Annotated in this window: 12 protein-coding genes; 3 read left to right on the top strand and 9 right to left on the bottom strand. The window is 70.7% G+C overall.

Going from position 1 to position 13497, the window contains the following annotated elements:
* Nucleotides 1–7: 7 nt before the first annotated feature.
* The 8 genes from murD to QRO03_RS13170 all read right to left on the bottom strand — a co-directional run bounded on the left by murD (nucleotide 8) and on the right by QRO03_RS13170 (nucleotide 8718).
* A complete protein-coding gene (murD, locus tag QRO03_RS13205; protein ID WP_285137952.1) occupies nucleotides 8–1528 on the bottom strand; it encodes a UDP-N-acetylmuramoyl-L-alanine--D-glutamate ligase in 1521 nt (506 codons plus the stop codon).
* Complete coding sequence (gene mraY / locus QRO03_RS13200) at nucleotides 1525–2631, bottom strand: phospho-N-acetylmuramoyl-pentapeptide-transferase (protein ID WP_285137951.1); 1107 nt, start codon at nucleotides 2629–2631, stop codon at nucleotides 1525–1527. Before mraY ends, murD begins: the two co-directional genes overlap by 4 nt.
* Nucleotides 2628–4040 (bottom strand): UDP-N-acetylmuramoyl-tripeptide--D-alanyl-D-alanine ligase, encoded by a 1413-nt coding sequence (locus QRO03_RS13195; protein WP_285137950.1) that lies wholly within the window; start codon nucleotides 4038–4040, stop codon nucleotides 2628–2630. The genes mraY and QRO03_RS13195 overlap by 4 nt, the downstream gene beginning before the upstream one ends.
* A gap of 64 nt (nucleotides 4041–4104) precedes the next feature.
* Complete coding sequence (locus QRO03_RS13190) at nucleotides 4105–5898, bottom strand: peptidoglycan D,D-transpeptidase FtsI family protein (RefSeq protein WP_285137949.1); 1794 nt, start codon at nucleotides 5896–5898, stop codon at nucleotides 4105–4107.
* A 5-nt stretch (nucleotides 5899–5903) separates the two neighbouring features.
* Nucleotides 5904–6530: a cell division protein FtsL gene (ftsL, locus tag QRO03_RS13185; protein WP_285137948.1), complete on the bottom strand. Its 627-nt coding sequence runs from the start codon at nucleotides 6528–6530 to the stop codon at nucleotides 5904–5906.
* Nucleotides 6527–7480 (bottom strand): 16S rRNA (cytosine(1402)-N(4))-methyltransferase RsmH, encoded by a 954-nt coding sequence (gene rsmH / locus QRO03_RS13180; RefSeq protein ID WP_285137947.1) that lies wholly within the window; start codon nucleotides 7478–7480, stop codon nucleotides 6527–6529. The genes ftsL and rsmH overlap by 4 nt, the downstream gene beginning before the upstream one ends.
* Before the next feature lie 99 nt (nucleotides 7481–7579).
* Complete coding sequence (mraZ, locus tag QRO03_RS13175) at nucleotides 7580–8011, bottom strand: division/cell wall cluster transcriptional repressor MraZ (protein WP_055957500.1); 432 nt, start codon at nucleotides 8009–8011, stop codon at nucleotides 7580–7582.
* Between the two features lie 311 nt (nucleotides 8012–8322).
* Nucleotides 8323–8718 carry an SCO2097 family morphological protein gene (locus QRO03_RS13170; protein WP_285137946.1) on the bottom strand — a complete coding sequence of 132 codons (396 nt, stop codon included), beginning with the start codon at nucleotides 8716–8718 and terminating at the stop codon, nucleotides 8323–8325.
* A gap of 64 nt (nucleotides 8719–8782) precedes the next feature.
* Between QRO03_RS13170 and QRO03_RS13165 the strand changes: the two genes are divergently transcribed.
* The gene (locus tag QRO03_RS13165) at nucleotides 8783–9862 is read left to right on the top strand and encodes a polyprenyl synthetase family protein (RefSeq protein WP_285137945.1); all 1080 of its coding nucleotides are present in this window, start codon (nucleotides 8783–8785) and stop codon (nucleotides 9860–9862) included.
* 66 nt (nucleotides 9863–9928) lie between these two features.
* Here the strand turns inward: QRO03_RS13165 and QRO03_RS13160 are convergent, their stop codons facing one another.
* Complete coding sequence (locus QRO03_RS13160) at nucleotides 9929–10273, bottom strand: Rv2175c family DNA-binding protein (RefSeq protein WP_285137944.1); 345 nt, start codon at nucleotides 10271–10273, stop codon at nucleotides 9929–9931.
* A 149-nt stretch (nucleotides 10274–10422) separates the two neighbouring features.
* Here QRO03_RS13160 and QRO03_RS13155 point away from each other — a divergent pair, with 149 nt between their 5' ends.
* A complete protein-coding gene (locus QRO03_RS13155; RefSeq protein WP_285137943.1) occupies nucleotides 10423–11418 on the top strand; it encodes a LysM peptidoglycan-binding domain-containing protein in 996 nt (331 codons plus the stop codon).
* 60 nt (nucleotides 11419–11478) lie between these two features.
* A complete protein-coding gene (pknB, locus tag QRO03_RS13150) occupies nucleotides 11479–13428 on the top strand; it encodes a Stk1 family PASTA domain-containing Ser/Thr kinase (protein ID WP_285137942.1) in 1950 nt (649 codons plus the stop codon).
* The last annotated feature ends 69 nt before the right edge of the window (nucleotides 13429–13497 follow it).

The following is a 13497-nucleotide window of genomic DNA, read 5'->3' as shown; positions in this document are numbered from 1 at the left end:
GTCCCCCTCAGTCGTTCGGTCGAATCGCTCCGTCGTCCTGACCCGCGATCCACGCCCGTACCGCGTCGGCGAAGCGCTCACCGCGGTCGGAGTAGGACGAGAACTGGTCGAAGGATGCCGCCGCGGGAGCGAGGAGAACGGTATCTCCCTCTCGGGCCACACCCGCCGCCAGTTCGACGACCTGGGCCATGACGTCTTCAGTCTCGGCGTGGTCGACCTCGAACAGCGGCACCGCCGGGGCGTGTCGCGCGAACGCCGCGACGATGTCGCCGCGCTCGGTGCCGATCACGATCACCGCGCGCACGGCGTCGCCGCGCGAACGGACGAGCTCGCTCAGGTCGACGCCCTTCAGCAGACCGCCCACGACCCAGACGGCGCCGGGGTAGGCGGCGAGAGAGGAGGCGGCCGCGTGCGGGTTGGTGGCCTTGGAGTCGTCGACCCACGTGACACCGGCGTGCGCACCGACGACCTGGATGCGGTGAGGGTCGAGGCGGAAGCGCTCGAGGGTGTCGTGGATGTGCGCCGGCGTCGCACCGAGCGAACGGGCCAGGGCGCTCGCGGCGAGGATGTTGGCCACGACGTGCGGGGCGGCGAGCCCGTGCGCGGCGAGGTCGGCGACGGTGGTGAGTTCGAGGGCCGAGGTGGCCCGCTCCTCGAGGAACGCCCGATCGACGAGGATGCCGTCGACGACGCCGAGGTCGCTGGGTCCGGGGACGCCGAGGTCGAAGCCGATGGCGCGCGCGCCCTCCATGACCTCGGCATCCTCCACCATCGTCCGGGTCGCGACGTCGGCCTTGTTGTAGACGCAGGCCACGCGCGTGCGGGCGTAGACACCGGCTTTCGCATCGCGGTAGGCGTCGGCGCCGCCGTGCCACTCGAGGTGGTCGTCGGCGAGGTTCAGGCACACCGCCGCATGCGGTGACAGCGCGTCGGCGCCGCGCTGCTGGTTCAGATACCAGAGCTGATGGCTCGACAGCTCGACGACCAGCGCGTCGAAGCCGCTCGGGTCGCGTACGGCGTCGAGAACGGGGGTGCCGATGTTGCCGACGGGTGCCGCCCGCAGGCCCGCCGTGACGAGCATCTCGGCTGTCAGGCGCGTCGTGGTGGTCTTGCCGTTGGTGCCCGTGATCAGCACCCAGTCGGCGGGGCGTCCGTCGGCGCGCACGACTTTGTCGCGCAGGCGCCACGCGAGCTCCACGTCGCCCCACAGGGCGATGCCCTGCTCCTGCGTCCAGAGGATCACCGGGTGGTGCGGCGCGAAGCCGGGGGATGCGATGACGACCTCGGGCGCGAAGTCGACGAGGGCGGCGGGCACGGCGTCCAGCGGCCCCTCGTACAGGTCGACGCCGAGAACGGGCAGGAGCCGCGCGTACTCGGCATCCGCCCTCTCGGTCGCGACGAGCACGACGGCGCCCAGTTCGGAGAGGGTGTCGGCGACCGAGAACCCGGTGACCGACAGCCCGAGCACGGCGACGCGCAGGCCCTTCCAGTCGGCGTGCCAGCTGGTGAGCGAGGAGAGGTCGGTCATACGCGTGAGAGCCATTCGACGTAGAAGAATCCGATGCCCGAGACGGCGAGGAGGCCGGCGATGATCCACATGCGCACGACGATCGTGACCTCGGGCCAGCCGCGCATCTCGAGGTGGTGGTGCAGCGGGCTCATCAGGAACAGGCGCTTGCCCTTGGTGGCCTTGAAGTACGCCCGCTGGAGGATCACCGAACCCGACGCGATCACGTAGACGCCGGCGATCAGCACGAGGAGGATCTCGGTGCGGGTGAGGATCGCCATGGCGGCGATCACGCCGCCGATGGCCATCGATCCGCAGTCGCCCATGAAGACCTTCGCCTTCGGCGCGTTCCACCACAGGAACCCGACCAGCGCGCCCACGAACGCCGCCGACACGATCGCCAGGTCGAACGGGTCGCGCACGGCGTAGCACCCGGCCTGCACCGCGGGATCGAGCACGTCGGCACACATCTGCTTGTTCTGCCAGAAGGCCATGAGGCTGTACGCGCCGACGACGAAGATGCCGGAGCCGGCGGCGAGACCGTCGAGCCCGTCGGCCACGTTGACGGAGTTGGATGCCGCCGTGCCGATGAACGAGATCCACGCCAGGTACAGCAGCCAGCCGAGCACCGGGCCCAGGGCGAAGAGCGAGAGCACCTGGATGTCGCGGAAGACCGAGATGTACTCCGAGGCGGGAGTCTGGCCGAAGTTGTTCGGGAAGTTGAGGGCCACGATCGCGAAGGGGACCGCGACGATGATCTGGCCGGCGATCTTGCGCCAGCCCGACAGACCGAGGCTGTTCTGGTGGCGCACCTTCATGTAGTCGTCGATGAAGCCGACGACGCCGAATCCGAGCATCAGCCACAACACCAGCAGCCCCGACAGCGTCGGCGGGTTGTTGCCGGCGTAGGAACCGATGAGGTAACCGATCATCGTTCCGAGGATGAAGATCGTGCCGCCCATGGTGGGCGTGCCGCGCTTGGCCCCGTGCGAGGGGTTGTGCACGTTCTCGGGGGTGCGGATGACCTGACCCCAGCCCCACCGCCGGAACCATCGCAGGAAGACCGGGGTGAGGAAGAGGGTGAAGGCGAGCGAGATCGCCGCTGCTGTCAGAAGTGATCTCACGCGAACAAGTCTCCCAGACGGTCGCCGAGATGCCGGAGCCCCGCCGAGTTGGACGACTTCACCAGCACGCGGTCACCGTCGCGCAGTTCGGTCGAGAGGTAGTCGTAGGCGGCATCGGCGTCGGGGAAGAAGACGGCCTCCCCGTCCCACGACCCCTGGGCGATGGCCTCGAGGTACATGCGGCGGGCCTCGGGTCCGATGACGACGATGCGCTGGATGCGAAGACGCACGGCCAACAGGCCGACGCGGTCGTGCTCCTCGTCGGCGTACTCGCCCAGCTCGCTCATGGCCCCGAGCACGGCGACCGTGCGTTCGCCCGGACCGGTGATCTGCGCGAGCGTGCGCAGTGCCGCAGCCATCGAGTCGGGGCTGGCGTTGTAGGCGTCATTGATGATGCGCACGCGGTCGGAGCCCAGCGGCTGCATGCGCCACCGCTCGGCGATCTCGACCGTCTCGAGGCGCGCGATCGCGTCGGCGGCCGGCACACCCAGGGCGGTCGCGGCGGCCAGGGCGGCGAGGGCGTTCATGACGTGGTGCTCGCCCAGCACCCGCAGGGTCAGCGTGTACGCCTGCCCGTCGACGAGCAGGTCGGCGCGGGTACCGGATGCCGAGACCTCGACGTCGAGGGCGCGCACTTCGGCGCGCTCGCTGCGGCCGAACCAGCGCACGCCCTGACCGCGCTCGCGCGCGAAGGGCTCCATCGCCGCGACACGCGGGTCGTCGACGTTCAGCACGGCGAGGCCCCCCTCGCGGGTGGCGCGCACGAGCTCGCTCTTGGCGTGGAAGGTCGACTCGATGCCGCCGAAGCCGCCGGCGTGGGCCATTCCGACCATCAGCACGACGCCGATGTCGGGGGTGACCAGGCCCGCGAGGTGGGCAATCGCTCCGGGGGCGCTCGCGCCGAACTCGCTGACGAGGTAGCGGGTGGCATCCGTCACGCGGAGCATCGTCAGGGGGGCGCCGACCTCGTTGTTGAACGATGCCCGCGGAGACACGGTCTCGCCCTCGGCCTCGAGGATGCGCGCGAGCAGGTTCTTGGTGGTGGTCTTGCCGTTGGAGCCGGTGATGCCGACGATCTTCAGCTCGCCGGCGGCGCGCACGCGGGCCACGACGTCGCGAGCGAGGTCGCTGAGGGCGGTCACGACATCGGGCACCACGATCTGGCTGACCTCGTCGTCGAGCTCGCGCTCGACGATCGCGAGTGCCGCTCCGCGCTCGACGGCCGTGCCGACGAAGAGGTGCCCGTCGGTGGTCTCACCGGGCTTGGCGACGAAGATGTCGCCGGGTGCGATCAGGCGCGAGTCGGTGTCGACCAGGCCCGAGACGAGGGTGTCGGGGGTGTCGCCGCGGCGCGCGACGAGGCGACCGCCGAGCACGTCGGCGATATGGGAGAGGCTGAGAGAGATCATTGCTGTGCGGACGCCCTTTCCGATGTCGCATTCGTTACCGAGACGAGACCGGTGTGCGGGTGTCTCAGCCGAACTTGGGCAGTTCGGGGGTCGTGGTTCCGGAGGGGATGACCCGGTAGGTCTTGAGGACCTGCGTCAGGGCCTTCTGGAACGCGGGCGCGGTGGCCGCGGACGATTTTACCGTCCGCGGTTCGTCGAGGTTGACCTCCACGACGTACTCGGGGTCGTCGGCGGGGGCGAAACCGATCATCGTGGTGAAGTACGCGTCGGACTTGTAGGCGCCCGTCACCGGGTCGGTCTTCTCGCCGGTACCGGTCTTGATCGCCACGCGGTACCCGGGGATCGCCACCTGGTCGGCGAGCGTGCCCTGGGTCGCGACGTTCTCGAGCATCTGCGAGACCGTGTCGGCCGCCTGCTCCGACACGACCCGCTCGCCCTGGGCGTCGGGCACGTCGGTGACCGTGCCGTCGGCCGCGGTGCAGCCCTCGACGAGGGTCAGCGGCATGCGCACTCCCCCGTTGGCGATGGTCTGGTACGCCCCCGCCAGCTGCGGCACCGTGACGGCGAGGCCCTGTCCGAACGTGGTGTTGTAGAAGGTCTGCTTGTCCCACCCCGCGGGATCGCGCAGGATGCCGGAGGACTCGCCGGGGAAGCCGACGGCCGTCGGCTGGGTCAGCCCGAAATTCTCGAGGTACGAGATACGGGTGTCCAGCGGGATCATGTCGCCGAACTTCGAGATGCCGACGTTCGAGGAGTCGATGAGCACGCCCGTGAGGGTGTAGCGGTTCTCGGGGTGTGCGAACGAATCGGAGACGCGCGCACCGTCGGCGAACTCCTCGCGCGACGACGCCGTGACGGTGGTGCCGGAGGTGAAGGAACCGCTGTCGAGCCCGATGGCCGCCGTGATGGCCTTCATCGTCGATCCGGGCTCGTTCGGGTCTCCGAAGGCGGCGCTTCCGCGGTCGGTCTCCGGCGTCGCGGTGGGGTCGTTGGGGTCGACCGTGGGGTACTCCGCCAGCGCCCGGATCTTGCCGGTCTTGGCCTCGACGACCGTGATCGTGCCGCGCAGCGACCCGGTGTTCTGCACCTGTTCGGCGATGAGCTGACCGAGGTACCACTGCAGGTCGCGGTCGATCGTGAGCTGGAGGGTGCCACCGTCGACGGCGGGCTGGGTGACGACCTGGGTGCCCGGGAGCACCACGCCGTGCAGGCTCTGCTGGAAGACGACCTTGCCGTTGGTGGATGCCAGGCACGAGTCGTCCGCCGACTCTAGGCCCGCGAGGGCCTGACCATCGCTACCGACGAAACCGAGGAGGTTGCCGCCGACGGCGCCGTCGGGGTACACCCGACCCGCCTGCGGGGGGAAGCTGAGGAACGGCAGCCCGAGGTCGGCGAGAGCCCGGTACTGCTCGGTGGACACACCCTTCGCGATCACGGCGTACTGCGACTCGGGGTTGTCGGCCACGGCATCTGTGACGATCTTCTGCACGTCTCGCGCGTCCTGACCGAGCACCGAGGCGATGCGCCCGGCGAGCTCGGGCCACGGGGTCGTGACCTCGTTGTCGTCGTCGTCGTAGGTGGTCACACCGTCGACGGCGAGGGACGGGTCGATCTGCACGTCGTAGCGGTTGATGCTCGTCGCCAGCGGCGTGCCGTTCGCGTCGACGATGGGCCCGCGCGAGGCGTACAGCGTGCGCGAGGACTGCAGTCCCATCGAGAGCGAGTCGTCGACGTGCTCGCGGGCGTTCACGACCTGGATGTCGATCAGTCGCACCACGAAGGCGACGAGCACGATCAACACCACGGCGAGGGCGATGACGGTGCGACGCCGCGGGGACCGGGAGGTGGCTGTCGTCATGGCTCTCATCGTGTCGCGGGAGTGGGCAGACCGTCGCTGATCGGCGGGGGTGTCGCGGATCCGGTGTCGGGGGTCGTCGCCTCGGCCGGGGCCGTGGTCGCCGCCTCGGGGGCCGTGCCGCCCGTCTCGGTCGTCGCAGCCGCCGGATCGGTGACCAGCGGCACACCCGCGATGAGGGAGTTGCCGACCGAGCCGCGGCCCTTGGCATCCACCGACGACGTCGTGTCGGCCGGCTTGTCGGAGCCGACGACCGCGCCGTCGCTCAGACGCATGTAGGTCGGAGACTCATCGATGACCATGCCGAGGGCCGCGGCGTTGGCGGCCAGGTACTGCGGGGAGTTGAGGCCCGCCGTCTCATCGAAGAGGATCTGCTTCTGGTAGGTCAGGTCGCGCTGCTGCTGCGTGAGCGAAGCGATCTCGAACGAGCTCTGCGTCGTGAGGATGCTGAGCCCCATCTGCGCGAGGACGATCACCACGGCGCCCGAGACGGCGATGATGCCGAACAGCCTCCGCGGTACCCGCCGACGGGCGGGGGCGGGGACGACGGTGAGACGGCGCTCGCGGACGGGCGTCGGGAAGTCGGGGAGGAAATCGTCGACGACCCGGGGGTCGATGGCCGGGGATGCACTCATACGTCCTCCTGGATCCTCTCGGCCGCGCGCAGTCGCACGGGGGTGGCACGGGGGTTGGTCGCGCGCTCTTCGTCGCTCGCGAGCTCGGCGCCGCGCACGAGCAGCCGGAACGTCGGCGCGTGCTCGGGCAGCTCCACGGGCAGTCCCCGAGGAGCGGTCGAGGTGGACGCCGCCGCGAACACGCGCTTGACCAGACGGTCCTCCAGCGACTGGTATGACAGCACGACGATGCGTCCGCCGACGCCCAGCACACCGAGGGCGGCGGGGATCGTGCGCTCGAGCACCGACAGCTCGGCGTTGACCTCGATGCGCAGGGCCTGGAAGACGCGCTTGGCCGGGTGACGCTCGCGCAGCACGGCGGCCGGCGTCGCCGCCTGCAGCACCGCGACGAGCTCGGCCGAGCGCTCCAGCGGCGCCGCCGCCCGGGCCGCGATGATCGCGCGGGCATAGCGCCCGGCGAGCTTCTCTTCGCCGTAGCGCTCGAAGATCCGGCGCAGGTCGCCCTCGCCGTACGTGGCGAGCACCTGGGCGGCGGTGACGCCGGTGGTCTGGTCCATGCGCATGTCGAGGGGGGCGTCCTGCGCGTAGGCGAAACCGCGGGAGGCCTCGTCGAGCTGAAGCGAGGACACCCCGAGGTCGAACAGGATGCCGTCGACCTTGTCGACGCCGGCGGAGGCCACGGCCTCGGCGATCCCGTCGTAGACGGTGTGCACGAGGGTCACGCGGTCGCCGAAACGCGCGAGCCGCTCCCCCGCGATGCGCAGGGCGTCGGTGTCGCGGTCGAGGCCGATGAGGCGGGCCTCGGGGAAGCGCTCGAGGAAGGCCTCGGAGTGACCTCCCATGCCGAGCGTGCCGTCGACGAACACGGCGCCGGGCTTTCGCAGCGCGGGCCCGAGCAGCTCGGCGCAACGCTCGAGCAGGACGGGGGTGTGGATGTCGCGGATGTCCATGATGACGGGGTCCGATCCTTCGGCTCTGATCCCCATCCGCATCGACCTGGCGCCGGGGAAGTGCGTCAGGGCGTGCGGCTGGGAATCACAGCCGGAGGGTCAGAACAATCCCGGGATCACCTCCTGCTCCATCTCGGCGTACGTGTCTTCGTTGCTCTCGGCGTAGGCGTTCCAGGCCTCGGCGTCCCAGATCTCGGCATGGGCGCCGACGCCGGTGACCACGAGCTCGCGACCGAGACCGGCGTAGCTGCGCAGGGCCGGGGGGACGGTGATGCGGTTCTGACTGTCGGGCTTCTCGGCGCTGGCCCCCGAGAGGAACATGCGCAGGAAGTCGCGGGCCTGCTTGTTGCTGAGCGGAGCCTCGCGGATCCGCTCGTGCACGCGCTCGAACTCCTCGGTGCTGAACACGTAGAGGCATCGGTCCTGCCCCCGGGTGATCACCACTCCGGCGCCGAGATCGTCGCGGAACTTCGCGGGCAGGATGACGCGCCCCTTGTCATCGAGCTTGGGAGTGTGCGTGCCGAGCAGCATTCGGGCGTCCACCCCCTTCGTCCGGCCTGCGAAGTTTTCTCCACTTTACTCCACTGGCCTCCACTTAGCTATCGAAAGCTGGATCTTCCGTGGAGGATCGGCGGCGTGTACGGTGCCGGCTGCTCCTCGCTGCGGCGCGCAAGATGCCCGGAACGACGCGGTTCTCGGCGCAGTCGACGGCAGCGCGAGGCCGCGCGTGGAGGAAAAAGGAGGGATCCTGCCCGCAAGGGCGCGACATCGGATGCCACTCCCCGGGCGCACGAAGAAGCACCGGCTCCGAAGAGCCGGTGCTTCACGAAAACTGTGGAGGGTTACTGCCCCTCGTGGCGGCGGTCCCACCGCTCGTTCATGCGGTCCATGAACGACGAACCCGAGCCTCGTGCGCCGTGGGGCTTGGCGGCGCCGGATGCTCCCGCGGGGGGGGCCGCGGCGACCGAACCGCGGGTCGGGGTCACCGCGAAGATCACGCCGCCCACCATCAGGAGGAAGCCGAGCACACCGATCGCGATGCCGAGGAAGCCCGTATTGAAGCCGATCGACACGCCCACCACCAAAGCGCCGAGCCCGGCGAGCACCAGGATCGAGCCGAGGACGATGTTGCGGTAGCTCAGGGCGCGACTGGGGGCAGTGACGACGTCCGTGTCGTTACTCATGAGATGGCGCTCCATCTCATCCAGCAGACGCTGCTCCTGTTCGGAGAGTGGCATGCATCCCCCTCTATTCTTCGGTGTGGTCGATTCTACGTGGGGCGAGGATCACTAGGCTAGGCCCGTGCCGACCTCGCCGGAACCGATCGAAGCTGTTTCCCAGCGACTCGACAACTTCCTCACCGAACAGCTATTGTACGCCGCCGCTCTCGGTCCCGAGGCCGAGATGCTCACGCGTTCCGGCGCCTCCGCGCTCCGCGGCGGAAAACGTCTGCGCGCGCGTTTCTGCCTCACCGGGTGGGGGGCCGTACGCCCGTCCCCGACCGGCTTCGACGACGCCGCCCTGGCCGTCGCCACCTCGCTCGAGATCTTCCACGCGGCCGCCCTCGTGCACGACGACCTCGTCGACAATTCCGACACCCGTCGCGGACAACCCGCAGCGCACCGCGCCCTGCAGAGCGCGCACCGCGAGTCGGGGTGGACGGGCGACGCCGACACGTTCGGGCGGTCGGGTGCGATCCTGCTCGGCGACCTGCTGGTCGCCTGGAGTGACGACCTGCTCGAGGAGGGCCTGCGCGGCTCCCCCACCGCCGACGCGACCCGACGGGCGTACGCGCAGATGCGCCGCGACGTGACCATCGGTCAGTTCCTCGACGTCGCGGAGGAGTCCGCGTACACCGTCCACCCCGACGACACGCACGCCGAGCGGGCGCTGCGGGTGGCGTCGTACAAGTCGGCGCGCTACAGCATCCAGCAGCCCCTGCAGATCGGTGCGGCGCTCGGCGGCGCCGCCCACGCGCAGAGCGACGCGCTCGGTCGCTTCGGCCACGACGTGGGCATGGCGTTCCAGCTGCGCGACGACGTTCTGGGCGTCTTCGGCGACACCGCCGTGACGGGCAAGCCCGTGGGCGACGACCTGCGCGAGGGCAAACGCACCGTGCTGGTGGCCTACGCCCGCGAAGCCGTCTCACCGCAGGAGCGTCAGGCGATCGACCGGCGGCTGGGCGACCCGGCTCTGGATGCCGAGCAGATCGGCATCCTCCAGCGCACCATCGTCGACAGCGGCGCGCTCGCCCGCACCGAGGAGCTCATCGCCCACTACGCCCGTCGGGCCGACCTCGCGCTGACCGAGGCGCCGCTGCGGGCCGATGCGGTGGAGGAGCTCCGGGCGCTCGCCCGGGCGGCCACCGATCGCGCGGCCTGAACGGACGCCACCGGCTCCGATACCTCGACGCACCGCTCGCCTGGCCGGCTCGCGAGCCGCGACGACTCAGGCCAGAGTCGCGGCGACCCGGCGTACCTCGCTCTTGCGACCCGCGCGCAGTGCCTCGATGGGAGCCACGCCGATGGTCGGCTCCGGCGTGAGCAACCAGTCGATGGTCTCGTCGGGGTCGAACCCGACGTCGTGCAGCACGATGATCGTCCCGCGCAGCGCCGGCAGCGGCCGACCCTCGGCGAGGAACGCCGCGGGCACCTTGAACACACCGTCACGGCGGGATCCGACGAGGTAGTCCTCGTCGATGAATCGACGCACGCGGCCGAGGGGCTCGTCGAGGAGCTCCACGAGGTCGGGGATCGTCAGCCAGTCGGTTTCGTAACGGGTCGTCTCGGTCACGGTGCAACTATCTCACCCTCCGCCCACGGGACGCCGCGGCAAGGCATCCGTCACGTCTGTCACACGTGTCACATGCGCCTCACACGTTGACATCCGTATCGCGGCATGCGAGCGTGGCGGGCAGTCTGACGAACGGAAATCCCCCCACCATGCGACGACTCCCCCTTCCCGCTCCGCCGACGACCCGACGCGTGGTCGCGGCCTGGCCCGCCGCCGTGGCGGGCACCATCGCCCTCAGCCTCGCCGGAGAGGGCGCGGCGCACGCGGCACCCCCCGCTCCGCCCCTGAGCTCCCTGCCGACCGCACCGCTGAAGATGCTCCCGGTGCTCACCGCCGCGACCGGTGCCGTCACCTACACCGTGCAACCCGGTGACACCGTGTGGGCCATCGCCCGCGCGAACGGCACCGACGTCGCCTCGGTGCAGGCGGCGAACGGACTCGGCCCCGACAGCGTCATCCGGCCCGGCCAGGTGCTCGTCCTGGGCGGCGCGCCCGCCGCTCCCGCCCCGCCCGCACCCGCTCCCGCCCCGGCCCCGGCGCCCGCGGCGGTGACGCACGAGGTGCAGCCCGGCGACACCATCTCGGCGATCGCCGGCGCCAACGGCGTGTCGCTCGACGCGGTCCTCAGCGCGAACGGCCTCACCCGCGCCTCGATCATCTACCCCGGCGACGTGCTGCAGATCCCCTCCGGTGCTCCCGCCGCAGCTCCGGCCGCCGTCGCCGCGGTCACCGCCCCCGGCCTCGACGCCGAGCAGTCCGACAACGCCCGGTTGATCATCCGCATCGGACGGGAACTCGGCGTCTCCGACCACGGCATCCGGATCGCCCTCGGCACCGCGATGCAGGAGTCGTGGCTGCGCAACCTCGACTGGGGTGACCGCGACTCGCTCGGTCTCTTCCAGCAGCGTCCGAGCATGGGCTGGGGCACGCCCGAGCAGATCCGCGACCCCGACCGCGCGACGCGCGTGTTCTACGGCGGCCCGTCCGACCCCAACGGCTACGCGACGCGGGGGCTGCTCGACATCCCCGGCTGGGAGCAGATGCCCTACGCCGATGCCGCGCAGGCCGTGCAGATCTCGGCCTACCCCGACCGGTACGCGCAGTGGGAGCAACCCGCGACCACGTGGCTCGCGGTCCTGGGCTGAGTCGCGGCCCACGGTGAGCCGTTGCCCGGGCTCACAGGGGCCGCTCCGTAGACTCGACACGTGAGCACGAGTCAGCAGGCAGACCCGCTGATCGGCCGTCTCGTCGACGGCCGATATCGGGTGCGCGCGCGCATCGCGCGCGGCGGCATGGCGACCGTGTACGTCGCCACCGACCTGCGACTCGAGCGTCGGGTGGCGCTGAAGGTCATGCACGGCCACCTCAGTGACGACACCGTCTTCCAGAGCCGGTTCATCCAGGAGGCCCGCTCTGCCGCGCGCCTGAGCGATCCGCACGTGGTGAACGTGTTCGACCAGGGCCAGGACGGCGAGATGGCCTACCTGGTCATGGAGTACCTCCCCGGCATCACGCTGCGCGAACTCCTGCGCGAGCACCGACGTCTCACCATCGATCAGACCCTGACGATCATGGATGCCATCCTGTCGGGGCTCTCCGCCGCCCACCGCGCCGGCATCGTGCACCGCGACGTGAAACCCGAGAACGTGCTGCTCGCCGAGGACGGCCGTATCAAGATCGGCGACTTCGGCCTCGCCCGGGCGACGACCGCGAACACCGCCAGCGGCGCGCAACTCATGGGCACCATCGCCTACCTCGCGCCCGAACTCGTCACCCGCGGCACCGCCGACGCCCGCAGCGACATCTACTCGCTCGGCATCATGCTCTACGAGATGCTCACCGGCGAGCAGCCCTACAAGGGCGAGCAGCCCATGCAGATCGCGTATCAGCACGCGACCGACTCGGTCCCCCGCCCGAGCGTGAAGAACCCGTCGGTGCCCGAACAGCTCGACGAGCTCGTGCTCTGGGCCACCGAGCGGCGGCCCGATGACCGCCCGCTCGACGCCGGCACGATGCTGGAGCGCCTGCGCGCGGTCGAGAAAGAACTGGGGCTCGCTCCCCAGGTCGCACGGGCGGTCGCCGTGGGCACCACCGGGGCCGCCAGCGCCGCCGAGTCGCGCGAGCTCACCAAGGTGCTCCCCCAGACCGCGTCACTGCCCGTGGCCACCACCGAGGAGCCCGACAACGCCGCGCGCCTGCGCACGCGCACCCGCCGCCGGACGACCCGGGGCGTCTGGACGCTCGTGCTCGTGCTGCTGCTGGCCGTCGGCGCGGCGGGTACCGGGTGGTACTTCGGCTCGGGCCCGGGCTCGCTCGTGGCCGTCCCCGACGTGTCCCAGCGGAGTTTCGCCGACGCCGAGACGCTGCTGGCCACCAATCAGCTACGCGCGCAGGCGCAGGAGGTCAACGACCGAGACATCCCCGCGGGCACCACGGTGGGATCCGACCCCGCACCGGGCGAGCGACTCGACAAGGACACGCTCGTGACCGTGTTCGTCTCCGTCGGCCCCGCCACGCACCAGATCCCCGCCCTCGCCGGCAAGAGCGCCGACGAGGTCAACGGCATCTTCGAGGCCGCGTTCGTCGGCATGGGCGACCCGACGAGGGAGTTCTCGGACGCCGGCGACGGCACCGTGCTGGCGGCATCCGTCATCCCGCGATCCGGCGGCGACGCGATCGGCTGCACCGACGGCTGCACCGTCTACGAGGGCGACGCGGCATCTCTCGTCGTCTCGCTCGGCCCCCTCCCCGACGTCTCGGGCGAATCGCAGTCGCGCGCCGAGCGCACGCTCGACGAGGCCGGCCTCGCCACCTCGATCTCGGAGCGGTACAGCGACAGCGTGGCGTCCGGGATCGTCATCGGCATCGGCGATCGCGACGGCGACGGCAACTGGCGCCCCGGTGACACCGTGCCGCTGATCGTCTCGATCGGGCCGGAGCCGGTCGAGATCCCCGGGAACGTCGTGGGCATGACCATCCGCGAAGCCGTGACGGCGCTGGAGGGACTCGGGTTCGAGGTGAACGCGGGTATCGACGACGGCACACTGCCGCTCGGCTTCACGTACTGGGACATCTACAAGGTGCGGGCCACGAACCCCAAGGCGGGCGAGACCGCCCCCAAGGGCAGCACCATCACCTTGACGCCGACGCTGTAGCGGGCGCCGTCGGGGCCCCGCTCGCGCGCCTCCCTCGGCCCGTGGAGGGCGCTGCCGCTCGGACGACGA

This window comes from Microbacterium sp. lyk4-40-TSB-66 (assembly GCF_030209475.1).
Taxonomy (GTDB): Bacteria; Actinomycetota; Actinomycetes; order Actinomycetales; family Microbacteriaceae; genus Microbacterium.
Note: the sequence above shows the minus strand (reverse complement) of the source record. Positions and strands in the feature narration are given on the sequence as shown.